Genomic DNA, 23,459 nt, shown 5'->3' with positions numbered 1-23,459 from the left:
CACAAATATAATAATGCTTCTCAATTATTCTTAAGGTTAAACTTTTCCTAATAGTAGAATTAACAAACTTATAAAAAAAGCAATTCGTGTTGCTTTGAAATAAAATTTGTTCAAAAACATCTTACAAAACTGTCACCTTTATGTAAGGCTATTAGATAGTTTAACTATTATTTCAATGTAATAATAAAAGTATAAGAAATGCATACATAAAAAAATATATTATACAGAGGTAACCATACGATGATTTTAAAACTAGCGTTTATACTTTTTGGAGTAATCTTAGTATTATGGGGTATATATAGTACGAAAAAATACGAATCATTTTTAGACAAACTCACTGGAATAGGACAGTTTTTAGGCGGAATTACATGCATAATTGCTGGGATTTTATCCTTTATAATGAAATAATTTATACATAAAAGGAGACCGAACTAGAAAACAATCTAGTTGAGTCTTCTTTTTATTTTAAAATTATCTACGCAGTTTTTTCAAATATCTTTAGATAAGTGAAAATCCTTGTCTATAAAGAAACCACAATTTTCTCATCTTCTACTTCATATTTTACTAAGCAATCATTTTCCATGACTAGTTCTTTGTCAACTAAGTTACCTGTGACACGATCAACTATTTTTTTATAAACTTTATTTTGTCTGTATACTTGGCCATCTACTTTTTTTGCAAAACGATGATCTTCTTCAACGATAGAATACTTATATGGAGGATACTGGGATGCCCTAATTTCTCCATAGATGTATTCTTCGTCAAGATGTAGATTGACTTGATAGGAAATATTTGAATTGTTTCTCAATTTGAGATCAATAATACCATTCATCAAAGTGGCGCCTGTTCCAAATGGAATCACACGTCCATAGTCAGGGAATGGATCGAAACTATGACGATATCTTTCCACTGTTTCCAACTCTGAATGAAGAAACATCCAGTAAAGAAGATTCCCTAACTGACAGAGACCACCGCCTATTCCCTTTATCGCTTCGCCATTCATTAGAATAATTCCTTCTCTATATCCAGCCTTTTCACTGGAATTACCAACAAGATGCCAAAATGAAAATGTTTCTCCCGGTTTAATTACAACCTGGTTTATTTTGCAGATGGCTAGCTTTAAATTGGTGATTTTGTTATACTGCAGCTGTATATCCGTATCACCTAACTTTCTAATAAGCAAAGATTTATGTTTATAAATCCTGTAAGGTAATGGATTTTGCTCAAATGTTTTTGAAAACTTATGACCTTCAAGACGGTCTCTTATTTTTTTAAACATCCTACGTTGTCTGATTCTAATAGGAATTAAAAGAGGAAACCTTTGTGTTAATAATTTTCTTGCCATTGAGAGTTGAGCTCCTTTATATATTATTCATCTATATATTGTATTCAAATTTACACCTTATTCATCATCACTAAGCAAATTGATATGTATTTCTTACTGTATTACCTTATAGTACATATAAAGGTTCTGGTGCAAAGATAAACTAAAAGAGAATATAGCGCATATATTTCTAGCGAGATCGTATTTTATGCTATAAGTCCACACACTTGGTGGATGAACTCTTTTTGATTTTGGACAGACTGATTCTGTAAATCTACTGTTTATTGAATAATTAAAATCTCTTATTGCGATATTAGGTATTTTTCTCTGAAGATGGGACTTAATTCACTCCAAACATCAAATTTATTACCATCTAAATCATAAAAAACAAAATTCTTTCCAGTGTGTCCTCTGTTTTCAATCTCTCCAACTTTTATTTCTTTTTTAATAAAATCACTATGGGTTGATTCAAGTGCATTTAAACCATTAACTTCAAATGTTAAAGAGAAGCGCTCTTCACCGCAAAAACCGTGGAAATTTAAGCTTTGATTTTCTTGGGATTTAACCAGGAAAAAACTTTGGTTTGCAAAGTTAAGAATAGCCTTGTCTTCGTCTTTATAGCCTAACTCTGCACCTAGTTTGTTTACATACCATTTTGAAGAAAGTTCTACATTGGTAACAGGAATATAAATAGTTCCAACCCTCAATAATTTATCTTTCATTCTATTTTCTCCTTTCAGTAACTTAAATAACATTAATAAATATGTTCTCTTTTTATGTACCTATTGCCTTTGTAAATTCCATAATTTTCTTTATGATGTTTCGTTAGTTCAACAAACATGCTCCATTAAATGCTCCGATTGCGGAAGATTGTTTTCCAGTTAGTTTCTTTTCATGCATTAGTGGAAAAACAACCCTTTAATAAGAAACAGGTACTTTTCTTTCATTTTTTTCACTAACTTTAGAGTCTAGCGTTTTTGTTATTATGTAGTACAAAAATGTACCAGTTAATCCTAGAATAAGAAGCAATCCCCCCATATATATGGTACGAATCCACTCTCCAACGATGATCAACAACGCAGATACAATCATTGCTCCGTAGAAATTCAAGCCATTAAAAGCCATATAGGTGCTACGAGCGTTAGGTGGTGCAAGTTCCCCTATCATCGCCTGTTTAATAGGAACATACATCAGTTCACCAATTGTTCCAATAAACATGGCAATAAAAAGAAACAACACGCTATTTGTAAAGGCAAAAATACTAAAGCATATAGAAAAGATCATCATTCCTGTAACTAGAGTCCAGCGATCACTCCACTTTTTAAATAAGAATAATACAACACTTGATAGGAGAACTACAAGAATTGTATTCTCCGTTCGGAGAAAACCCAGCATCTTTGTGCCATCAAGCATGAAATCTATTCCAAACAATGAAGCTGAATGATGGGGTATATCTTTTTCAAGACGAATCCCAATATAGTTTGTTAAAGACTGTTCCAAGGAAAAGATCAAGATCGCTCCGAAAATATAAAACATAAACAGCTTATCTTTTAAAACGTTTGAATAGGTTTGAAACATCTCTATTGATGAAAATTTTTTCTTATAATTAGAAGACGTAGATGAAGGTTCCGGTGTATAGGTTTCTGTGATGAAGAATATAGTCATGAATACAGATAACAAAGAGATGAGTGAAATCCCAATAAATAACTCAAACAAGTGGTTTTTAAAAAGAAATGCTCCAATGATTCCTCCAATAGCAGTTGATAAATTCCCCAGCCAGTAGCTAATTGTAAATACGAGCTTTCTCGATTCGGAATTAGTAACATCAATGATCATAGCTTGTGCTGCTGGCTGAAACATTCCTCCACAAAACATATTGATAATAAAGAATGCTACGGAAATATAAGGAAGGTTAAACCAAGGGGAATTACAAAGTGCTATAAACAGATACGAAAGCAATATACCAAGTTCAGAATAAATCATTATTTTTCTCCGACCTATTTTGTCTGAAACATGCCCCCCGATAAAACCTCCAATGACCCCACTAATCACAATTATTATAAGAATAATACCTGTTTCAGTAGCTCCAATTTTCTGAGCAAAATAGATTGCCAGAAAAGGTATAACAGCCATGGAAATAAGGCTGCCTAGAAATTGCATAGCCAGGCGAAGTTTGATGTTGGGATGTATATCTCTCAATTTCATATAAATCACTCCTTATTTATTAGAGATAGGTCCAAATAATCTCAGGGCTTGTATCGTTATATCCTTCCACATCAAGTTTGTATATTCATCAATAAACGTTAAACGCATTCCGTTTAAGATGGATAAGTACGACTCGGCAACTAATGAAGGTGATTCTTCATAAAAGTAACCCAGCCTTTGCCCTGCTTCAATAACCGGATGAATACAGTCTATAAATACATTTACAAAATCGTTTAGTTCTTTAAAAAGCTTTGGAAATCGATCAGGTCTCGCAAGAACCTGCTGAATTAGACGTAGGTATTCACTTTTCATTGAAAAGAGTTATACATGGCAATCTATCATTTCCTTCACAACTTCAAGAGGCTCACCTTTAAAGTGTTCTTCTATCTCAATAAAATATGGTTTAATTTCCTCCAATGGCTCCAAAATCGCTGACTCATAAAGTGCTTCTTTTGAATCAAAATACGTAAATACAGTACCAAAGCTAACTCCTGCTTCTTTTGCTATTTCGGCAACTTTTGTCTCTGCAAAACCATTCTCACTACATAATTTAATTGCGGCGTTTAGGATAGTAGATCTTTTTCTTTTCTTTTTTTCATCATTAGTAAGTCTAGGTTCCATTTAGATGCTCCTTTCATAATAAATGATTGATTAATCAATCGGATTTTATTGTAATTTGTTTCCATTGTCAATATGATGAAGGAATTTATTTTCATATTTTTACATTTAGTTATATTCGAACTTCGCAAACGAATAAATTCAGCTCAAAAGTCGTTATTCTATTAAATGGCCCTTTAACAGAACAACTCTATGTCACTCAATAATTCCTTAATCCACCTTTTATTCAGATGTTCTTTTTCTTTTAGTCATAAAAACACCCCTTTAGATAAAAATATCCAAAAGGGTAAAGCTTCGCATCTTTTTTATAAACATCGCGACTTTATTTCAAATCAACATCATATAATATCTTTTATTGTAAATCTTTGAACTCCTGCAAAAGTAAATATAATAACAAATAAGCAACTTAACACATAAAAGCTACTAAATTGAAAGAAAGTCTGCAAGCCTTCTAGATGAATAGGGTCCATTGCTAATCCTGGTTGCGAAAATGGCCATATATACCCGATATTTAAGTAATGAAATATCATTCCTATACATGTAAAACCAAAACTCATTCCAACTGGAACAGCAAAACTTTTTATAGAAGATGAGAGAAATAATTGTACTGCAGCAATTGAAAATGTACCAATCCATCCATTGAATGACCAATTTAATAATGAAATCCAAGGAATAGGACTTGTAATACCTAATAGCTTACCAATTAAGATATAAGCAATTAAAAAAAATACTTGTGTCAATAAAGTTAGCATAAAGATTACTAATAACTTTGCCATATACACATATCGAAATGGAATTGGTAAAGAGATTATTTTTTTCCAATTTCCCTCGCTATGTTCAAAGCGGCATACAAACGCACAATAAATACTTACTACGACAGGAAATAAAAATAATCCATAAATTAATCCAACTTGTGTCCAAGCTTTCTCCCACTCATTTGTTGAGACTGTCATTAAGACATCGTAGTTTACTTGAAAGTTTATGAGTCCAAGCGTAATACAAATAAGCGGAATGAATGTCATTACAATCCATATTTTTGAACGTTTTAATTTTAATAATTCGCATCGAAATGAGCTTAATAACATATCTGCATCCTCCTAATGAATATCTTTTTGCGAAAAATGAGCAGTGCTAAGAACGATAAATAATAAACTAACTCCTAAACTTAACAAAAGATTCATCATGACTCCTTGGTTTGGGAAGAACACTATTTTCCCATTGGAAAATGCCCAAGAAATTGGATTTGTCAGAGATGAATAGCTCCAAATTATCCATGTTTTCCAAGGAACCATCTGCCCGAAATATCCAAGAAATGAGCCGATTACACCTGCCGTTAAAGAAAATACTTGATTTTTCACTACCAATGATATCCAGAGTTGCAAAATAACCATTGGAATACATCCTATAATGGTAAAACAACCGTATTTCAGTAATAATATCACCGGAATTCCACTTTCAAAATTAAGAATTTTTCCTATTAATATAATTACAGAAATAGTAATTATCCCTGCGTATACAAGAAAAAAGAGACTAAAGATAATTTTGGTTATATATACTAGATGCCTAGATGTGGGAATTGTACACAATAGCTTCCAGGTGTTCCCCTTATTTTCAAAATCAATTATTCGAGATGTAATTGTCGCAATCATTATAGGTAAAAATAATGCATTTATCATACTTACTCTTGAAAGAAGAGACTCCCAATTTAGAAATTCCTTTTTTTCTTGTGACACAATAGCAAATAACCAAAGTAATGCTAAAGACTGTATCAAAAATACCACTAAAAATAATTTCTTTCTTTTTAATTTCAATAATTCACTTCTTAAGGCAGCAATCACTATAAAACACCACCTTTTTCTGTTAAGCTTAGAAATATTTCTTCCAACGTATGCTTCTCTTCTTCAATTCGATACACTGATATATTCTGCTGTACTAATAAATGATTTATGTGAGAAATAAGGTGATCTTCTTGTTGATGCATAACAAGACAATCACCTTCAAGTCCAAGATGAATTTGGTGCTGTTCTAAAATTTGATGTGCCTTTACTACATCATTTACACGTATTTTCATTGATGCCTGACTTTTTTTGCGTAACACTTCAATTTTGTCTTGAAAAATAAGCTGTCCACTATTAATAATGCCCACTTGTGTTGCAATTTGATCCATCTCATTTAGCAAATGACTAGAAATAACAACTGTCATATCATATTGCTTTGGCAGTTGTTTGATGAGTTCACGAATTTCTTGAATCCCGGCAGGGTCTAATCCGTTTGTGGGTTCATCTAAAATTAACAATTTTGGATTTCCAAGTAGTGCCATCGCTATGCCAAGGCGTTGCTTCATTCCAAGTGAGTATTGTTTAACTAGTTTATCTTTTTGTTTCTCTAATCGAACAATACGCAATACCTCATCAATATTCTTTTTTGGTACTTGTAACATTTGCCGAATTACTTCTAGGTTTTCATGACCTGTTAAATGTCCATAATAAGATGGCGATTCAACAAGAGAGCCAACCTCTTTTAAAATATCTATTCGATTTGTTTTTAAATCTCGATTGAATACTTTAATATTACCTGTAGTTGGTTTTATTAATCCCAGTAACATTCTAATTGTCGTCGTTTTCCCAGCCCCATTTGGGCCTAAGAATCCATAAATTTCACCCTTACCAACTTGCATTTGTAATTGATTCACACTATTTACAGCTCCATATGTCTTTGTCAAATCTTCTGTTTCAACGATATATGTTCCCATTATTGGCACCTCTTTTTCTTGATTAAGCTATCATTTATTATGAAAGTTCTTGCTTAATCTTGAATTGAGCTGACCTTAAGTTTAGCTTAATTTTCTAACGGAAGCTGAAGTGTAATTTTAGTACCTTTTCCTTTGGTGCTTTCTACTGCAATTTCTCCACCGTGAGCTACGATGATTTCCTTTACAATTGCCATTCCTAAACCTGAACCACTTTTCGGATCTGTATTTGTACCACGGAAGTATCGATCAAAAATATGTGGTAAATCATTTTTATTTATTCCGTCACCATTGTCCTCAATCGTAACTATGATGTATCCGGATGTTTGTTTTATACGAACTTGTATTACTGTTTTAACATCAGTATGAATGAGCGCATTATTCAATAAGTTTACTGTGACACGTTGAATTAATCCCTGATCTGCTTTTATAATTAGTTCTTCCTGAGGGCATTCAAATTCAATTAATCGATTCTCATATTGAGGCATATTCATAAATTCAATAATTGTTTCTCGGGTGAGATTCACAATATCTACTGTAGTTTTATGGATAGGTAACAACGCATTCTTCAATTGATATGTAAGTTTTAAATCATCAATCAACTTTTCAATATAAATTGATTTATTTTGAATTACTTCTGCATATTGGTACATTTCTTGCACATTGATTTTATACTCGCGATTCCCTATAATTTCACTATAACCTTTAATAGAAGAAAGTGGTGTCTTTAAATCATGAGAGATGTTTATAATCCATTCTGCTCGCATCGTATCTAGTCTTTTTCTTTGAACGTTAATATCCTTTAGTTGATGTGATAACTGATTCAGATTTGTATACACCTCTGCATAGATTCCCTTTTCTTCCGGTACTTGTTTATATTGTCCTTGTTTTAATTTATTAATATGTTCAATTATCATGACAACAGGTTTTGACATATACCTTGCCACAATGTAAGCAAATAATAAAATACAAACTACTGTTACTCCTATTAACATTAAAATCCCATATGGATAGAAGCTAGATAAATTATTGAAGTTCAAATAGACAGATTTTCGCAATGCTTGGTTTGACGGGAAAGCGACAATGTAACTTTCTACTTGTGTACTTTTATCTAACTTACCCACAAACGTTGTATAATTCCCAATATCGTACTTATAGCGTAAAATCAAATCACTCGGAGTATAGTGAGTTGGTGTATTTTTAGGCTTATACATTTGAAATACTTCATCACTATTATGATTTAATACTTGTAACCATGCTCCATGTTCTTGCAAAAATTTTTTCCCTTTATTTGTTATAGAAATACTTCCATTTTCTACTGTGATTTCTTTTTGAAAAGCTAATACTGAACCCTCTGGATCGTCCATTCCTTCACGGTTGTAAGTAAATACTAAATAACTAAAAGCAAAAAATTGAACGATTAGGATAAACATAATTAATCCTATTAATGAGGTAATATATAGTCTCGTGACCTTCCACTTCATCTTGCATCACCTTTTGTATTAAGTTTATATCCGAGTCCCCTTACTGTTACAAGGTAATGAGGTTTGGAAGGATTATCCTCTATTTTTTCTCTTAAATGTCTCATATGTACCATCATAATATTGTCATTCCCCAGATATGTTTCGCCCCAGACAGCTTCATATAAGCGGGCCTTACTAAAAATTTGATTTGGGTTTTTTATTAAAAATAGTAATATATTAAATTCTTTTGCTGTTAAAGTTAGTAATGTATCACCCCTTAACACTGTCCCTTGTGCCTCATCTATCGTAATGTCTCCAAACTGATACATAATCCGAGCCTTTTCTTGATATTGATTGCGTCGAAAAAATGCTTTCATCTTATATGCTACTTCTTTCGGACTAAAAGGTTTTGTAATGTAATCATCGCCACCTATACTTAATCCAAGTATTTTATCTAAATCTTCATTTTTTGCCGATAAGAAGAATATTGGAACGAATGTAAACTGTCTAATTTGCTGACAAACACTATATCCATCTAAATCTGGAAGCATAATATCTAATATGATAAGATCTGGCTGTACTTGCCTACACATGCGTATTCCTTCTTCTCCTGTTGTACACGTATAAATATGTTGAAACCCTTCTTTCTTTAAAACTGCTTCCAACAAATTTAAAATCTCTTTTTCATCATCTACTATAAGAATTTTTTTTGTATAAACATCTGGAATATTATGTATCATCTATTGCACCTCAATATCTTTCTATATAGTTTAAAATTAAATAGTGAACAGTATTACCTTAATTATTAATGTATCATTTCCATTCTACAGTAAAATAGTAATTTAAAAGTTTTCTTACTGATTTTAGAGGAGGATTATCATTTTTTCGATATGATTGCTTTTATTATGAAAATTTTAAGTTAAACACGGGTCACCTAATACAACACAATTTATAAGAAGTGATCATTTGTTTATGCAACATAATTTACAAGAGAGGAGGCAAATACATGGATGTGGCAAAACAGTTTTCTTCCTGTCTAAAATAGGAGAAAAAAAGTGAGCACACGGTTCTGTTGCAAAGTTACCCAAAACATAGAGAATCTAGAGTTGCATCGTTAAATGGTTATGCAACCATTAATAATTCCTGTAATTCGTTATACACCGAAAAGGCGGAGCCTATTTGAAGACTTCGCCTTTGTTGGTATAGGGCATGAATGGTTTCAATGCCTTTTATTGTACGAGAAGCATGCCGGAGAGTTTGAAATCCCGATGCCCTAGCAAAACGACGTTTCACATGTCGGTGGTCTTGTTCTATACGATTATTCATATGTTTAAGGGTACAATGAACGGTGCTTTTGTAAAATCCTTTCTCCTTTAACTTTTTAAATGCATAAAGTAACGCTGGCGCAATAAATTTTGACTATATATTTAGTCAAAATTTATTGCGCCCATTCTAAATACCTATTTATCTCTTTGTTTCCAAACACCGTTTCTTTTATAATATACATGATTCTCATTCATAAAATTAGCGGTATTACTAGGAATGGCAAACTTCTTATTTGTGCTTTTTCTCTTTTTCCTTTTCTTTTTTCTTTTCTCTTCTTTAATAGTTTGTAAATCTGCTTTCCACTGTTTTAAAAGTTTTTTTCCCTCCATAGCTTCACAAATTACCCCTTCAAAAAACCAATTATTAACTTTATTACTGATAAATTCTTTATTTTCATTGGAATTCCTTTTTATTTATTCATTTATTTATTTATATTAATTTAGTTTTTTAAGTTGAAGAGAAAATCGTTAAATAATTCCTCTTTTATAAAATATTAGAGGTAACATGTTGGAAGCCCTAAAGGATTCTTTCTATAAAAAATATATGAATTTTATGATTTATAATTACTAAATTTTTCTTATTTAGGCACGATATAATTAGAAAGTGAATAAATAAATTTAAGGTGTAGTTGCTATGAAACAATTAGCAAAGTATCTTTATTGGATCTAAAATAAAAATTTCACAGCAATTACCTGGAATTTAATTGTAATTCGATATTTTAAGGGGTTTGAAAGTAAACTAATATTGAAAAGTTTACTTTCATGAATGATAAAAAAGGTCTAATTATTTAAGGTTAATTTAAGGTGGATTTTATAGGTATTTTCAGTTTATATATTATAATTATGATATTAAGTTATATTTATAGAGTTGTTACAAAGTGAACTATATAAAAGGAGATGGGATAAGTGAAAACACATGAATTAATTACTGAGATACAAGATGGTTATAATAGTGATCCTAGTCAAGATGCTCAAGTTTTTATTTTATTTAGCCTTTTATTATTAGTATTTAAGTTTTTAAGACCGACAAATTAGTGTAATATAATCGTTCTTTGCAATTAACTCATGATATAGCAAAAATTTTAGAAACAACTATTGATGAAATATTTATATTTGAAGATTAGATAAACGAAAAAAGAGTCCTATTAATTTAGGAATTTTTTTCGTGTTGGGGTAATTCTGAATTCTTAAGTTGATGGGCATGGGACTGAACCCCTAATACTTTATTTTAATAATGACTCTTTTCATGAAATAAAACTCAGTTATCAGTCTAAACCATTTTTTAGATTTAACAATAACAAGTGTGTATTTTTACCTTTCAGATAGTCTCTTTTATTCTAATTTCTTCATTTCTTTCAGCCGTTCTATATCCTTTTCTGAAGCCTTTTCTATTTTATACAGTTCATAGCTACCCTTTATCTCATTTATCACTACAAATTCAATTTCATTCCGAACATAGCTTTTAGTTTTTCCCTTTTTATAACCAATAACATTATCTAATATAGTTTCCCCACTATCTTTTTTATATAAGTTATAGCTAACAGGTGGACGACCAATTACATACTTATTATCAGAAAATCCGACTATATCATCCCTCCCTAATCCTGTCGAAACACTCCAGACAAAAATAATCTGAAATATAGAATAAACAACAATACCGCTTAAGAAAAAAAATAGGATTGATTTAAAAAATAACTTTAAAGGTATCCTGCCCAAAAACTATTCCCTCCCATTTCATCTCGGGATAGCAAGAACAAACCGTGAATTTTGTACGCTAAGGAACCGAATTTTTTAGATTGTTGAACTTAATCCCCCGTTAGTACCATAAGAAAAAGAGTTACCGCAGTAACCCCATTGTTTATAATACACGTCATTGGGAGACGCTATGGATGAATATAGTCAATCTATGAAATTCCCCATAATCTTTTAACCTCCACCAATTCCTGTCCATTGAATTCCATTCTGTATATATCTGGTTTTGATGTATGTAGTAAAAAATTCAAATCATACTTACTGTCATAATACCCCATCATCAAAGTCATAACAGCTCCATGAGTGCCTAATACTACTTTCTGCCCTCGATAGGTGTTTAATAATTCTTTTAAGACTTTTATAGCACGTTTCTGACAGTCGACATTAGACTCTCCTCCCGTTAAAGCAAAGTCGGGTTCTAAGAATGACTTTGTTATCAAAGGAAATAATTCTTTATCCGACATTCGTTCCTCTTCAGCAATAAAAATTCTCTCTTTTAAGTCTTCAAATACTAAAACTTCTTGTCCTATTTGCTTCGCTAATTGCTGAACAGTTAGAATTGAACGATTGTATGGACTTGAGATAACAACGTCAATTCCCTCACCTTGTAATACATCTGTTATTCGTTGAACTTCTAATTTTCCTTTTTCCGTTAATCCTCTCGCTCTTTCTTTTCCAGATTTCGGTGAATCTCCGTGTCTCACCATATATATGAAAGTTTTCATAATTACCTCCAATTTTTTAGGTTTCTGTATTCCATATATAGCTTATATTAATTAAAAAGAACTTTCCCAGTGACCATAACTAATACTCACTATAAATCCTTCTGTATGCGATATCTTAGATACATTTCTTTACAATTCCGTGAACGTAAATGTATTAAAACAAAAGAACACGTAAAATGGAGAGCTAAAAAAGACGCGTTCTGTTCTAGCTCTTTTTTCATTTTCTAATTAATAATTCGTTTGCATATTCACGAGCCCAATGATCGGCGTCTAATACTGTTTCCAAATCTGGCTTTGCAATGCTCTGATGAGCTTCAAGAGTAGAATAAATTGTTTTTTCAATATCAAAAAATGAAATTTCGTTTTGTAAATATAGCGCATTTGCAATTTCGTTCGCTGCATTTAAGACAGCAGGTGTTGTACCACCAATTTTTCCAGATTCATACGCATAATGTAGGCAAGGGAATTTTTTGAAATTTGGTTTTTCAAAATGTAGGCTAGCTATCTCTAATAGGTTTAATTTTTTATAGTCCGATTGTAATCTAGTTGGATAATGAAATGCATATTGAATCGGCATTCTCATGTCAGGGGCACCGAGCTGTGCCATGATAGAGCCATCTATAAATTCAACTAAAGAATGAATAATACTTTCTTTATGAATTAAAACATCAATTTTCTCATAAGGGATATCAAATAACCAACGTGCTTCCATGATTTCAAAGCCTTTGTTCATTAATGTAGCTGAATCAATGGTTAGTTTTGCTCCCATTAACCAGTTGGGATGCTTTAAGGCATCTTTAGCTTGTAAGATTTCCATTTCTTCGCGCGTTTTATCTCGAAATGCACCGCCTGAAGCAGTAACAATAAGCCTCTCGATTTCTTGATTATTTTCCCCATTTAAACATTGAAAAATGGCAGAGTGTTCACTGTCTACTGGAATTAAGCGGCAGCCGTTTTGTTTCGCTAATTCTGTCACAATATGTCCTGCCGCAACTAATGTTTCTTTGTTAGCAATTGCTATATCTTTTTTCGCTTTTAATGCTTCAATTGGTGGAAGGAGACCAGAGACACCGACAACTGAAGATAATACAAGATTAGAATCAGGGTGAGTTGCAACTTCAATTAATCCATCGACTTTTGTATCTGTAGGAATTCGCTTCCGAAGAGCATCTGCTAATTCTTTTGTACTTACGCTTACAATTCGAGGGTAAAATGTATATATTTGTTTTTCAAGAAGGTCAATATTGTGATTTGCTGTTAAACCAATAATTTTAAAATGTTCCGGATGAGAAGTGACTACATCTAATGCAGACGTACCAATTGAGCCAGTTGAACCAAGAATTGAAATATATTTCACCCTGATAATTCCTCCAAAGTTGTAGAATCCCTTTTTACAAACCTAGATATAATTAGACAAAAAAGATAAAATTCCTTCTTTTATAAAAAAGAAACAACAGGAATTAAGCGAATATAAAGCAATTGGTTCTGCTGCAAAGTTATCCAAAACATAGAGAATCTAGGGTTGCATCGTTAAATGGTTATGCAACCATTAATAATTCCTGTAATTCGTTATACACCGAAAAGGCGGAGCCTATTTGAAGACTTCGCCTTTGTTGGTATAGGGCATGAATGGTTTCAATGCCTTTTATTGTGCCGTCATCTTTTTCCAAAGTGTACTTGAATTTCGAAAACTTTGCTACAGAACCACTTTTATTGTATATTTTAGAGTTACTTTATGTTTATGTCTAGAACATGTTAAAATAACCACGTATGCAAACTATATAAAGAGAATAAGGGAGTCATGAGCTTGAAGAAGGTATTGAAAGGTTTATTATGGGGTACAGGCTCAATATTTGGTACTTTCGCGGCGTTTATTACGTATGTGGTAATTACGGATGTGAAGCATAAGGATGTTGAGAAGTTGAAGGTGGCAAATAATAACGAGCGCGTCCTTAAGGTCGGGGAAGAGTTTAAGGCGACAACGTTTAATATTGGCTACGGCGGTTTAGATAAGGATCAAGATTTCTTCTTAGACGGAGGGACGGGTTCACGCTCTAGTAGTAAAGAGCAAACAGAAAAGAATATCAGCAATATGCTATCTTTCTTACAAAAGGAAGATGCTGATTTTATTTTAGTGCAAGAGATGGATGAGAAGTCACTTCGTTCATTTGATGTGAATCAGTATAAGGCGTTTCAAGATGGACTGAAAGATCATGCGTCTACGTTTGGTTATAACTTTAATGCGCAGTGGGTGCCGGTGCCAATTAAGAAGCCGCACGGATATACGAACAGTGGACTTGGTTCGTTCTCAAAATATAAAGTAGAAGAAGTGACGAGGTATCAGCTTCCTGGAAGAGAAATGTGGCTTCGTCAATTATTCGAATTAGATCGAGCGATTGTTGAGCATAAGGTTCCAGTTGATAACGGGAAATATTTACGAATGGTGAACGTTCATTTATCTGCATATGATAAGGGCGGAAACATTCGAAAGCAACAAGTTGAGTTTTTGAAAGAGTATATGAATAAGCATTATAAAAATGGCGATTATCTCGTGCTTGGCGGAGACTGGAATCAGCTATTATCTGATGTGCAGTTAAAAGATCCGAAGTTTAAAGAAGAATGGCCAGAGTGGTTAGTACAGCTGCCAGAAGATTTCACTGATGGTGGGTTCCAGTGGGCTGTTGATGATACTGTTTGGACAGTTCGTGATAATGTGAAGAGCTATGTCGAAGATGAGAACTTTGTTACGATTATCGATGGATTTTTAGTGTCTCCAAATGTGGAGATTGTGAGCGTACAAGGGCATGATTTGAAGTTTGAAAACAGTGATCATAACCCGGTTAACGCAGTGTTGAAGTTAAAATAGTAGGGGAAGACAACGGAATGGTTCAAGAGAGAATGTGTGCAAGAAGAGTGTAACCATATGTTATCTGAAGTCTTATCCAATGTAAATAATCTCGGCTCTTTCATTCATTCCATTAATGGATGAATGAAAGAAATTGCAACGCATCAGTTTTCTCTTTCCTGACTTTTATAAAACTCATCAATTACTTATTTGTAGATGGATATACTCCGAATTAATATTCTGAATATTCAGCTCGAAAAATATCAATTTACTTTATCTAACAATTATGTGAAACTATAACCAAGCTGAATTCTTCTTTAAAACTTTCCCCTAATAAAGATTTAAAGACAATTCTGTTTTTATTCGAACTTAAGAAAGAAGCCAATTCCTATACAAATTGGCTTCTTTCTTATGAATTCACGCTACAACGTGAATTCATACTCTTTTTCATCTATAATCTTACCACATCATCAACATTTTTAGGGTATTTTTCAAGAAAATTCACACAAAATAATTAATTTTGATGAAAGGTATTTTTGTAAAAGTCTATCCTCTGTAATTTTTTAAATGCGTAAATTCAAGAAGGAGCCTTATCTGTAGTCAGAACCGTTGGTTCTCCATAAGTTCGAACCAGTCTTTTCATAAAAGCATATGCCGCTTGTGTCTCTCTCTTTTTACGCAGTTGAATATCAAGCGTTTGCCCCTCTTTGTCAATGGCACGATATAAATAACACCATTGTCCTTTTACTTTAATATAGATTTCATCGACTCTCCATGAGTCATTTATTGATTTAAGGTGATATCGTACTTTTTCTTCTAATTGAGGCGCCCATATTGATGAACCCAGCGCATAATCGTTGTGTGAGCAATTGATAAGCCTCTTTCCTCCATCATTTCCACCAGGTTACGAAAGCTCAAATTGTACCGTAGGTACCACCTTACTGTTAATAAGATTAGTTCCGGCTGATAATGCTTCCATTTGAACAAATTTTCCTTTTCCATACTGATCACACACCTTTTCTAGAGTAGTAATATCAGTATGTCCAAGTTTAAGAGATTTTTTTGCACCAGAACCTCCAAAATTATCTTTTATAGTTGAAGTTTTCCAAATAATAAGTTACATTTTTAAAGTTCAAGCAACTTTATGACAGTACAAAAAGGGGAGAAATATTGTTATTATGCCAAAAATGAAATGGAAGAACTATGTATGTTATTTTGTTATTCTTATACTTCTTGGAACAGCAGTAACAGTCAAACCAGCTATCTCTAAAGCTGAGGAATCTGATGTTAATATTACATTATTGGGTACTGCAGATATTCATGGTAGATTTATGCCTTGGGATTATGCGCTTGATGGTGCAAATATGAGTGGAAGTTTAACGCAGCTTTATACGGTTATAAAGAAGGTACGTCAAGAAAATCCAAATACCATATTATTAGATGCCGGGGATACAATTCAAGGAAACTCAGTAGAATTATTCAATGATAAGCCACAATCTCCAATGATGGTAGCGATGAACGCAATGGGATATGATGCTTGGGCATTTGGAAATCATGAATTCAACTTTGGATTAGATACATTGAAAAAAGTTAGTGAGCAATATAAGGGAAAGACGTTAGCAGGAAATATTTATAAGGAGAATGGAGAGCGTTTTCTTCCTGCATATACGATTGTTGAAAAAGGTGGAATTAAAGTTGGGATTATTGGCATGAATACACCAATGATTAGTGATTTTGAAAAAGGGACAGATCATTTGGCTGGTTTAGTGGTGAAAAATCCAGTAGAAGAGACAAAAAAGGTAATTAAAGAATTAGAAGGTAAAGTAGATGTAATGGTAGGGGTTATGCATATGGGACTAGAAAATGAGAATGGAATCCCTGGTACTGGGGTTCAAGATATTGCGAATGCTTGTCCGGAAATAAGCGCTATTTTTGCAGCTCATATGCATAAACTTGTTAAAAAAGAAGTTGTAAATGGTGTTATTATTACAGAACCAGATAAATATGGAACGCATATCTCACGTATTGACCTTACTTTTACAAAGCAAGATGGGAAGCTGGTTTTAAAAGATAAAACAGCTACCGCTTTACCTGTAAAAAATGCTGATGGAACAACGGTATTATCTGATCCTACACTTGAAGCAACACTAACACCTTTTCACGAGTATGCGAGAGGAGATGCAAATGTTGTAGTCGCTCAATTAAAGGGTAGAAATCTTGTTCCTGAAAATGAAATAAAGGGTATTCCAAGTGTGCAAATTCAAGAGACACCTTTATCAGATTTTTTTCATGAAGTCATGCTCTATTACAGCAAAGCAGATGTAGTAGCCCATCAAATTGATAACGATTATGCCCGTTTGGATGTAGGTCCTATTAAGAAGAAAGATATTGCGTATAATTACCAATATGCTTTGGGAGAAATTACAGTATATAAGATAACTGGGAATGATTTAAAAGACTACATGGAATGGGCGGCAGGGTATTTTAACTCATCTCGTGCCGGAGATGTAACAGTTAGCTTTGATAAAACCCGCCGTGCGTCTAAATACAGTACGAACGATTTCTTTGGAGGCGTAAAATACGAAATTGACTTAACAAAACCATATGGAAGTAGAATTACAAATTTACGATCTATTCGTACAAATAAACCAATCAAAATGAGCGATGTTATGACGCTGGGAATGAATGCATATAGAATGGAGGCTCTTCAGGCAAAAGGGGGAGCTTTAGAGGGACGTAAGTTTGAACAAATTTGGTCATCTAAACAAGAGAATGCATTCGGAGAAACAGGTGGAACCATTCGTAACCTTGCTATTACATATTTAAAAGAGGTAAAGAATGGTGTATACACGCCAAAAGTTATGCATAATTGGAAAATTACCGGTGTAGATACACATTCTTCAGAGCATAAGGCTGTAGTGGATCTTGTAAATAAAGGAATTTTAGAAATTCCAAAAACAGAAGATGGAAAATATACAAATATAGCATCTATAAATACTAAAGATTCAATTACAAAAGAAGAGATTGTAGCACTCTCTCAAAAAGCTAATATGAATCCGAATCAGTTTAATCATGTAAAAACAAAAGGTGAATTTTACAAAAAACTTAATAGGATTATTAAAAAAATATAAGAAAAATCTGGTTCTGGTGCAAAAAAATCTCTTAAACTTGGATATACTTGTAGCTTTAAAATAAAGTTTGATTAAATTATTACTAATAACCTTGATATAAAGACAAGTCTAAAGAGCATGTTTTGAAAAAAGATTGATCAAAACATGCTCTTATTTAATGTAATCGATTCATTTCTTTATAAAAAAGTTTGATAATTTTATTGGGTCTGTTGCAAAGTTTTTTTACACATAGAGACATGGGAAGATTGTGGTCAAATTTTATGAAACCGATAATAAATTCTGTAATTCGTTATACGTCGAAAAGACGGAGTCTGATTGAAGACTCCGTCTTTGTTTGTATATAGCATGAAGCGTTTCTATCCCTTTTATCGTACGTGAGGCATGACGAAAACTGTGAAATCCTAAGGAACGAGCGAAACGGCAAGCGGGTACACTCCGCTTGCCGATTTTTCATAGCTTCGTATGTATTTGAATTCCTTTCGCTTTCTCTTCTTCACTCTTCACGCGTACAATTAAATCATATGATCCGGATTTTGGCGCTTCAAAAGAAAGCAAACCTTCTTTTTGAGAAGTGACTTCTTCTTCATAAATGACCTTATCGTCTTTTGTGACTTGCAATAAAATCGTACCTTCTTCAACGGCTGCCTCATAAGGAATTTCCACATTTCCTTTTTCAGCTTTAATCGTTTGCACATCGTGATATCCTTGCAGGGAGCCAATTTTTAAAGTCGTTTCGCCATTTTTTTGAACCTTTGTGACTTTTGTTGCTGTATTGCATGCGCTTAACAATACAACAAGAGTGAGAATGAGAAATGAACGTAGCAATTTCATAGAGATTCCCCTTTCTTTTTTATCATGATAAAATTTTACCATTGCGGTAACTATTTTATCATTTTTTGATAAGCCAACATACTCATCAAAATTAAAAATTGTTATTTACTGATAACCTGTATGACATCCGCATCCTGTCAGCCTAATAAACTCCCGTAAATTTACTTAATCTACATTTCTTTTTGTAAATTTTAATACAGATTCTCTTGAACGTTCGATTTCATTTTCATTATAGAACTTTGACACATACACATCTGTAGTAATTACGTCACTTACATAAATTTTATTTTCCATATCTAGTTCTTCCGAATCATTTATTTCTCTCATTTTATGTTTATATATGCAAAATGAAAAACGTAAATCAAACGAAGAAATTTTTAAAATTCATTTTTCCTAGGATTGGTTCCAGAAAAGTTATCTTTCTATTTTAAATAAGCAACATAACAAATTTGGAACATTAGATAAGTATATACGTAAGCATCAAACTGTCCCCACTTGCTGTAACTAGAAGACAATTATGTTGGATACTTGATATGGGTACCTTTTAACCAAAAACAAGGATATCAAGAAGTTCTTGCTCAAACAATCATATAACAGTGAAATTTTTGTCTAATAGTGAAGGTTTTTGGTTAGATATTACGAATATATATAATCATGAATTCGACTATGAAAACTAACAATAGAAAGTTATTTACCACCCACTAAAGTATGAATAGTCATTATGGTCGAAAGGAATGGAATAGCTATGTTCGATAAAGGTAAGAATCAAACTAACGATATAATTTTTTCATATGATGTTAAGAAAGACGATAAGGTGCTTATTTATTGGTATGATAAGCTTATAAAAGTACTTTCAGGTGAAAATGCAAAGAAATTTTTATATAAAATCGAAGGTGCAGATGATGCAGAATCCCAGCTCATTATGGCTAAGCTTACCAGAAACCTTAAGCGTGGAAAGGACGAAAACACAAATACTATTGTAATAAGAGGAACTCATTATACTAGAAATAGGAATTAAGACTAATCGTAAATAGATTTTAAATAAAATTACAAAAGATGTTCAATCTCCTCAAGTATATAAATACTTAGAGGAGATTATCTCATCATTAATTGAATATTAAAATGTGGGGACGATTTGACGCTTACTTAAAATATCGCATTTGTGTTTCTCCGTACTCTTTTTTTCTAGAGTGTAGTCTCATTTAGAAAACTTTGCAACAGAACCCCTAAAAGAATATAGGTCGAGAGCAAAAAACCACCTGTTTTAACAGGCGGTGTCTCTTCACATAATAGTGTTCAACTCTTCTTACAACTTTCCATTCCCCTCAAAATCCACTTAATATCCGCAATATAACTATATTGAATCAATTCAAAGGAAAGGGTTCCACCCATAACCTTGTTTAGACCGGATATCCGCCTGTTGGCGGTGGCCAAGCACTAAATAATCTGCGAATCAGCACAATTTCTCCTAAATGGTAGGAGTTGTGAGATGCAATATTGCGTAGCACACCGCCCGGGGTTTCACCAGGCCATTTCTCCAATGGTTTGTCCAATTGAACAGTTTGGGCAATCGTGCATGCCTGTTCAATCCCTTGAAGAAAATAATGAATAATTTGTTTCCACTCTTCCTCACTGCCAGGACATTCTTCTTCAGGCCAGCTCTCTTTCACATGGGCAGGCAATGCAGGCTTCTCCCCCTGAGCGGATAATAAGAGAAAATCTTGCCAGTATGTCATGTGTTTCACTAATTGGTAAATAGAATAAGGCAGTTCCTCTCTGCGTTTTCCCGCAAGCGCCAAGTCTATATCCGACAAAGCATTCTTGATAGGAAGATGTCCTCGTTCTCCTCTTAACGATTTTACTAATGCCTCGCTAAACGCTTTATTTGATTGCTCCATAATAACCGACTCCCATCCTGTTTTATTTTCTAATTTGCTGATTTTATGGTTCCGTCTCTTTTATATGCACTAAATATATTATAGAAGATTTACGACCATTAAGAGAAAACAAAATAAGAAAAAAATAACAAGAATCACTGACTTCTTAACGTACAGGAAATCGGTGATTTTTATTTAAATAGTACCTTAATTCTTTTTTTGTTCGTATCAAGCCTGTAGCCTTTTTCTTTTATCTATCATAAAAGAAAAAAGCTATATTTTAAATTATTCTACTGTTTGAAATGGCTTTGTCTGAATTGCTTTCATCATTTTCATACGAGTAAATCGCTCATCTAAATTATTTTCAAGTATCCCATTCATGATGTGTTTCCGCAATCATTGGCTTATTCTCAGCAGAAACACCTTCCCATTCAAAATCTACAGAAGCATTCATCGTGTTGTTTACATTTTCTGTAACTGAAAATTTTCCGGATAATGTCCGCTTTGTTTTACTTGGTTAGAAATGGTTGCTAACCATTCATTAAACCCTTTTAATGTATTAACTTTAGAAATCGTACTTAAATTTAACTCAAATTGATCTGCTAATAGTTCTTTGAATTTGTCACTGTTCACAGATGCTGTTTTCATTAAATATAACCAGTAATGCATAAATGATTTTGCTCTATTTTCTGCATAGGCAGATTTAAATTGTGGATTTTCTACAGTACCTGTTGGTTCTAAATGCACCTTTGTAAAAAGAGGTAATTCGTTATCTAGAAGTTTCAGAATTGCCGAATAATGAATCAGCTTTATCTACTATTATCTGGACGTATATTTTGATAAAGAATATTAGCTTCTAATGAAAGTTCCTCGTCTTTCAACTGATTGATATGTTTTCAACATGATGCGCATTTTTCCATCCTTCAAACATTTTTAATCTGTCTACTAAACCAATTTTACCTTTCGAAGTTCCAGCTTGATAAAATTTCAATTTCATCCTCTAAAATGTCTAACTGATTTTCTAGACGAGCTTTGTTAAGCGAAACTTCATATACTTGATACCAACGATAATATTGTGTTAAAGCTAAATGATTATTTTTAATATATCTATCGTAAATGCAAAAGATTTACTAGAATTACCGCCACATTTTAACGAAAATATACGCTAAGGAACTATCGGCTTTTTGTGATGTTTGGATTTTAAAAGACTAGTTTCTTGTCCGCGTCACATACGGATAAATTGGATCTCTTAATTCGAAGTCATACGTTTCTCCATTCACAATTCCTACCACCTTCTCACTGTCATATAAATCCAGTAAGAAACCGGCCATTTGTTCAGCTGTATGGAACTTTGGAACAATACCATCATATTCAAAATTATCAACATCATAGGAGCGTTTCGCAAATTCGGTCTCTGTTGCAGCAGGGGCCAAGACTTTTGCTTGCATGGCTGCTCCTTTTCCTTTCAATTCTTGTGCAAGCCCTTCTGTAAAGGCACTTACATAGAACTTTGTCGCGCAGTAGGTCACAGCATCGGCAACAATCAGATATCCTCCTCCTGAAGAAATATTGATGATTTGCGTTTCTTTAACATCTGCATAGTCACGCACATAAAGAGAGGACAACAAGGTTAAGGCTTCAATATTCAAATGAAGCATCGTCTCAATCTTATTTAAATTTTGTTCCCCAACGGAAGCAAAGTTTCCAAATCCAGCATTGTTGATCCAGGTCTCGATCTGATAGTCCTGAAGACTTTCGTAGAATGCATAAACATTTGTGGTAACAGATAAATCAACAGTTCGAATGACAACATCCAGGTCTGCGTTAACGTCAGCCACTTTTGATTTTAGCTTTTCCAATTCCTCCGTTCTGCGAGCTGCTATGATTAAGTTTTTTCCGCGAGCCGCAAAAGCAAGAGCCGTTTCATATCCAATTCCTGAACTGGCACCCGTAATAACTGTATATTTCATATAAATCCCTCCTGAATTTTATCCAATTGATTTTATTGCAAACGAACTATGAGTTGATTATAATGATTAGAGTTAACTCTAAGTCAAGAAAAAAATTAATCTGGAGGTTTCTTATGCACACCATTGGTGAAGTGGCTAAAATTTTAGGGATAAGTACACATACATTGCGGTATTACGAAAAGGAAAAAATTATAACTCCGGTTCGTGATGCCAGCGGAGACAGGCGATATAACGATTCACATATTAAATGGCTACAATTTGTTATCAAGTTAAAAGAAACACAAATGCCTATCGCGAAAATAAAGAAGTATGCTTCATTAGTTTTAGAAGGAGAACATACTACACTAGAGCGATTAAGCCTTTTAGAAGAACATAAAGACGCTATTAAGAAACAAATCAGAACATTAAAATCTGCAGATGAGATGCTTGAATATAAAATTGCCGCTTATAAAGATTTCATCAGTAAACGAGATTAGATGCAGGCTCTATAAGGGTAATCACCACATCTCCATGGGGTAGAAGGAGCATCCATCGATTTTGGAGTAATCATCTGTCCAATAAATATAAAAATTGAGGGTTCTGTTGCAAAGTTTGAAAAAAGCATAAACAGGTTGGTAAATGAGGAACAATGTTTAGGAAGTAGC

Annotated in this window: 23 protein-coding genes and 5 pseudogenes; 6 read left to right on the top strand and 22 right to left on the bottom strand. The window is 33.1% G+C overall.

Annotated elements, in window-relative coordinates; genetic code table 11:
• Window positions 1-520 precede the first annotated feature (520 nt).
• The 12 genes and pseudogenes from C564_RS0109775 to C564_RS0109730 all read right to left on the bottom strand — a co-directional run bounded on the left by C564_RS0109775 (window position 521) and on the right by C564_RS0109730 (window position 10,014).
• Window positions 521-1,345, bottom strand: coding sequence for a VanW family protein (locus C564_RS0109775; RefSeq protein ID WP_018765192.1), 825 nt, complete (start codon window positions 1,343-1,345; stop codon window positions 521-523).
• A gap of 281 nt (window positions 1,346-1,626) precedes the next feature.
• Entirely contained in the window at window positions 1,627-2,046 is a 420-nt protein-coding gene (locus C564_RS0109770) for a VOC family protein (protein ID WP_018765191.1), read from the bottom strand.
• Between the two features lie 196 nt (window positions 2,047-2,242).
• Entirely contained in the window at window positions 2,243-3,529 is a 1,287-nt protein-coding gene (locus tag C564_RS0109765) for an MFS transporter (RefSeq protein WP_018765190.1), read from the bottom strand.
• A gap of 12 nt (window positions 3,530-3,541) precedes the next feature.
• Window positions 3,542-3,841, bottom strand: coding sequence for a hypothetical protein (locus C564_RS37345; RefSeq protein ID WP_018765189.1), 300 nt, complete (start codon window positions 3,839-3,841; stop codon window positions 3,542-3,544).
• A 9-nt stretch (window positions 3,842-3,850) separates the two neighbouring features.
• The gene (locus C564_RS37340; protein ID WP_018765188.1) at window positions 3,851-4,150 is read right to left on the bottom strand and encodes a TetR/AcrR family transcriptional regulator; all 300 of its coding nucleotides are present in this window, start codon (window positions 4,148-4,150) and stop codon (window positions 3,851-3,853) included.
• Between the two features lie 335 nt (window positions 4,151-4,485).
• Complete coding sequence (locus C564_RS0109755) at window positions 4,486-5,232, bottom strand: ABC transporter permease (protein ID WP_018765187.1); 747 nt, start codon at window positions 5,230-5,232, stop codon at window positions 4,486-4,488.
• 12 nt (window positions 5,233-5,244) lie between these two features.
• On the bottom strand, window positions 5,245-5,985 hold the full coding sequence (locus C564_RS0109750; protein ID WP_018765186.1) for an ABC transporter permease: 741 nt from the start codon (window positions 5,983-5,985) through the stop codon (window positions 5,245-5,247).
• Window positions 5,985-6,899 carry an ABC transporter ATP-binding protein gene (locus C564_RS0109745; RefSeq protein ID WP_018765185.1) on the bottom strand — a complete coding sequence of 305 codons (915 nt, stop codon included), beginning with the start codon at window positions 6,897-6,899 and terminating at the stop codon, window positions 5,985-5,987. The genes C564_RS0109750 and C564_RS0109745 overlap by 1 nt, the downstream gene beginning before the upstream one ends.
• 86 nt (window positions 6,900-6,985) lie before the next feature.
• Window positions 6,986-8,380 carry a sensor histidine kinase gene (locus C564_RS0109740; protein WP_018765184.1) on the bottom strand — a complete coding sequence of 465 codons (1,395 nt, stop codon included), beginning with the start codon at window positions 8,378-8,380 and terminating at the stop codon, window positions 6,986-6,988.
• Window positions 8,377-9,099 carry a response regulator transcription factor gene (locus tag C564_RS0109735; RefSeq protein WP_018765183.1) on the bottom strand — a complete coding sequence of 241 codons (723 nt, stop codon included), beginning with the start codon at window positions 9,097-9,099 and terminating at the stop codon, window positions 8,377-8,379. The genes C564_RS0109740 and C564_RS0109735 overlap by 4 nt, the downstream gene beginning before the upstream one ends.
• A gap of 382 nt (window positions 9,100-9,481) precedes the next feature.
• Window positions 9,482-9,766, bottom strand: a pseudogene (locus tag C564_RS34575) (DDE-type integrase/transposase/recombinase); the annotation flags it as partial.
• 53 nt (window positions 9,767-9,819) lie between these two features.
• Window positions 9,820-10,014 carry a hypothetical protein gene (locus C564_RS0109730; RefSeq protein ID WP_003199325.1) on the bottom strand — a complete coding sequence of 65 codons (195 nt, stop codon included), beginning with the start codon at window positions 10,012-10,014 and terminating at the stop codon, window positions 9,820-9,822.
• 576 nt (window positions 10,015-10,590) lie between these two features.
• Here C564_RS0109730 and C564_RS38025 point away from each other — a divergent pair.
• Both C564_RS38025 and C564_RS36130 read left to right on the top strand, forming a co-directional pair.
• On the top strand, window positions 10,591-10,719 hold the full coding sequence (locus C564_RS38025; protein WP_018765182.1) for a hypothetical protein: 129 nt from the start codon (window positions 10,591-10,593) through the stop codon (window positions 10,717-10,719).
• A 5-nt stretch (window positions 10,720-10,724) separates the two neighbouring features.
• Window positions 10,725-10,808 (top strand): annotated as a pseudogene (locus tag C564_RS36130) (helix-turn-helix transcriptional regulator); the annotation flags it as partial.
• A gap of 208 nt (window positions 10,809-11,016) precedes the next feature.
• Here the strand turns inward: C564_RS36130 and C564_RS0109715 are convergent.
• The 4 genes and pseudogenes from C564_RS0109715 to C564_RS37335 all read right to left on the bottom strand — a co-directional run.
• Window positions 11,017-11,400, bottom strand: coding sequence for a hypothetical protein (locus tag C564_RS0109715; RefSeq protein WP_006097720.1), 384 nt, complete (start codon window positions 11,398-11,400; stop codon window positions 11,017-11,019).
• A 188-nt stretch (window positions 11,401-11,588) separates the two neighbouring features.
• Window positions 11,589-12,161, bottom strand: a complete 573-nt coding sequence (locus tag C564_RS0109710) for a histidine phosphatase family protein (RefSeq protein WP_018765181.1) — start codon at window positions 12,159-12,161, stop codon at window positions 11,589-11,591.
• A gap of 217 nt (window positions 12,162-12,378) precedes the next feature.
• Entirely contained in the window at window positions 12,379-13,518 is a 1,140-nt protein-coding gene (locus C564_RS0109705) for a 1-deoxy-D-xylulose-5-phosphate reductoisomerase (protein ID WP_018765180.1), read from the bottom strand.
• Between the two features lie 181 nt (window positions 13,519-13,699).
• A pseudogene (locus C564_RS37335) lies at window positions 13,700-13,813 on the bottom strand (IS6 family transposase); the annotation flags it as partial.
• 155 nt (window positions 13,814-13,968) lie between these two features.
• Between C564_RS37335 and C564_RS0109700 the strand changes: the two are divergent.
• Window positions 13,969-15,027: an endonuclease/exonuclease/phosphatase family protein gene (locus tag C564_RS0109700; protein WP_018765179.1), complete on the top strand. Its 1,059-nt coding sequence runs from the start codon at window positions 13,969-13,971 to the stop codon at window positions 15,025-15,027.
• A 559-nt stretch (window positions 15,028-15,586) separates the two neighbouring features.
• Here the strand turns inward: C564_RS0109700 and C564_RS33375 are convergent.
• Window positions 15,587-16,008, bottom strand: a pseudogene (locus C564_RS33375) (IS6 family transposase); the annotation flags it as partial.
• 176 nt (window positions 16,009-16,184) lie between these two features.
• On the opposite strand from C564_RS33375, the gene C564_RS0109690 reads away from it, so the two are divergent.
• The gene (locus C564_RS0109690) at window positions 16,185-18,137 is read left to right on the top strand and encodes a bifunctional metallophosphatase/5'-nucleotidase (RefSeq protein WP_018765177.1); all 1,953 of its coding nucleotides are present in this window, start codon (window positions 16,185-16,187) and stop codon (window positions 18,135-18,137) included.
• A 258-nt stretch (window positions 18,138-18,395) separates the two neighbouring features.
• Here C564_RS0109690 and C564_RS37330 read toward each other — a convergent pair.
• A pseudogene (locus tag C564_RS37330) lies at window positions 18,396-18,557 on the bottom strand (IS6 family transposase); the annotation flags it as partial.
• Window positions 18,558-18,587: 30 nt separating this feature from the next.
• Window positions 18,588-18,968 (bottom strand): BA_1872 family lipoprotein, encoded by a 381-nt coding sequence (locus C564_RS0109685; protein ID WP_018765176.1) that lies wholly within the window; start codon window positions 18,966-18,968, stop codon window positions 18,588-18,590.
• Between the two features lie 745 nt (window positions 18,969-19,713).
• Between C564_RS0109685 and C564_RS0109675 the strand changes: the two genes are divergently transcribed.
• On the top strand, window positions 19,714-19,986 hold the full coding sequence (locus tag C564_RS0109675; protein WP_018765174.1) for a hypothetical protein: 273 nt from the start codon (window positions 19,714-19,716) through the stop codon (window positions 19,984-19,986).
• A 382-nt stretch (window positions 19,987-20,368) separates the two neighbouring features.
• Here C564_RS0109675 and C564_RS0109670 read toward each other — a convergent pair whose 3' ends face one another.
• The 3 genes from C564_RS0109670 to C564_RS0109650 all read right to left on the bottom strand — a co-directional run bounded on the left by C564_RS0109670 (window position 20,369) and on the right by C564_RS0109650 (window position 22,815).
• The gene (locus C564_RS0109670; protein WP_003207157.1) at window positions 20,369-20,866 is read right to left on the bottom strand and encodes a DinB family protein; all 498 of its coding nucleotides are present in this window, start codon (window positions 20,864-20,866) and stop codon (window positions 20,369-20,371) included.
• 441 nt (window positions 20,867-21,307) lie between these two features.
• Window positions 21,308-21,514, bottom strand: coding sequence for a hypothetical protein (locus C564_RS0109660; protein WP_231382311.1), 207 nt, complete (start codon window positions 21,512-21,514; stop codon window positions 21,308-21,310).
• Between the two features lie 539 nt (window positions 21,515-22,053).
• On the bottom strand, window positions 22,054-22,815 hold the full coding sequence (locus C564_RS0109650; protein ID WP_006096864.1) for an SDR family NAD(P)-dependent oxidoreductase: 762 nt from the start codon (window positions 22,813-22,815) through the stop codon (window positions 22,054-22,056).
• Window positions 22,816-22,928: 113 nt separating this feature from the next.
• Here C564_RS0109650 and C564_RS0109645 point away from each other — a divergent pair, with 113 nt between their 5' ends.
• Window positions 22,929-23,291, top strand: a complete 363-nt coding sequence (locus C564_RS0109645; protein ID WP_018765170.1) for a MerR family transcriptional regulator — start codon at window positions 22,929-22,931, stop codon at window positions 23,289-23,291.
• Window positions 23,292-23,459: the final 168 nt, after the last annotated feature.

Source organism: Bacillus sp. 105MF, assembly GCF_000374885.1.
Taxonomy (GTDB): domain Bacteria; phylum Bacillota; class Bacilli; order Bacillales; family Bacillaceae_G; genus Bacillus_A; species Bacillus_A pseudomycoides.
The sequence above is the reverse complement of the archived record's forward strand: the minus strand, read 5'-3'. Positions and strand labels throughout refer to the sequence as shown.

Bases quoted from the DNA above. Each gene is read 5' to 3' on its own strand.
- C564_RS0109775 (WP_018765192.1), bottom strand. From the start codon at position 1,345: ATGGCAAGAAAATTATTAACACAAAGGTTTCCTCTTTTAATTCCTATT.
- C564_RS0109770 (WP_018765191.1), bottom strand. From the start codon at position 2,046: ATGAAAGATAAATTATTGAGGGTTGGAACTATTTATATTCCTGTTACC.
- C564_RS0109765 (WP_018765190.1), bottom strand. From the start codon at position 3,529: ATGAAATTGAGAGATATACATCCCAACATCAAACTTCGCCTGGCTATG.
- C564_RS37345 (WP_018765189.1), bottom strand. From the start codon at position 3,841: ATGAAAAGTGAATACCTACGTCTAATTCAGCAGGTTCTTGCGAGACCT.
- C564_RS37340 (WP_018765188.1), bottom strand. From the start codon at position 4,150: ATGGAACCTAGACTTACTAATGATGAAAAAAAGAAAAGAAAAAGATCT.
- C564_RS0109755 (WP_018765187.1), bottom strand. From the start codon at position 5,232: ATGTTATTAAGCTCATTTCGATGCGAATTATTAAAATTAAAACGTTCA.
- C564_RS0109745 (WP_018765185.1), bottom strand. From the start codon at position 6,899: ATGGGAACATATATCGTTGAAACAGAAGATTTGACAAAGACATATGGA.
- C564_RS0109740 (WP_018765184.1), bottom strand. From the start codon at position 8,380: ATGAAGTGGAAGGTCACGAGACTATATATTACCTCATTAATAGGATTA.
- C564_RS0109735 (WP_018765183.1), bottom strand. From the start codon at position 9,099: ATGATACATAATATTCCAGATGTTTATACAAAAAAAATTCTTATAGTA.
- C564_RS0109730 (WP_003199325.1), bottom strand. From the start codon at position 10,014: ATGGAGGGAAAAAAACTTTTAAAACAGTGGAAAGCAGATTTACAAACT.
- C564_RS0109710 (WP_018765181.1), bottom strand. From the start codon at position 12,161: ATGAAAACTTTCATATATATGGTGAGACACGGAGATTCACCGAAATCT.
- C564_RS0109690 (WP_018765177.1), top strand. From the start codon at position 16,185: ATGCCAAAAATGAAATGGAAGAACTATGTATGTTATTTTGTTATTCTT.
- C564_RS0109685 (WP_018765176.1), bottom strand. From the start codon at position 18,968: ATGAAATTGCTACGTTCATTTCTCATTCTCACTCTTGTTGTATTGTTA.
- C564_RS0109675 (WP_018765174.1), top strand. From the start codon at position 19,714: ATGTTCGATAAAGGTAAGAATCAAACTAACGATATAATTTTTTCATAT.
- C564_RS0109670 (WP_003207157.1), bottom strand. From the start codon at position 20,866: ATGGAGCAATCAAATAAAGCGTTTAGCGAGGCATTAGTAAAATCGTTA.
- C564_RS0109660 (WP_231382311.1), bottom strand. From the start codon at position 21,514: ATGCATTACTGGTTATATTTAATGAAAACAGCATCTGTGAACAGTGAC.
- C564_RS0109650 (WP_006096864.1), bottom strand. From the start codon at position 22,815: ATGAAATATACAGTTATTACGGGTGCCAGTTCAGGAATTGGATATGAA.
- C564_RS0109645 (WP_018765170.1), top strand. From the start codon at position 22,929: ATGCACACCATTGGTGAAGTGGCTAAAATTTTAGGGATAAGTACACAT.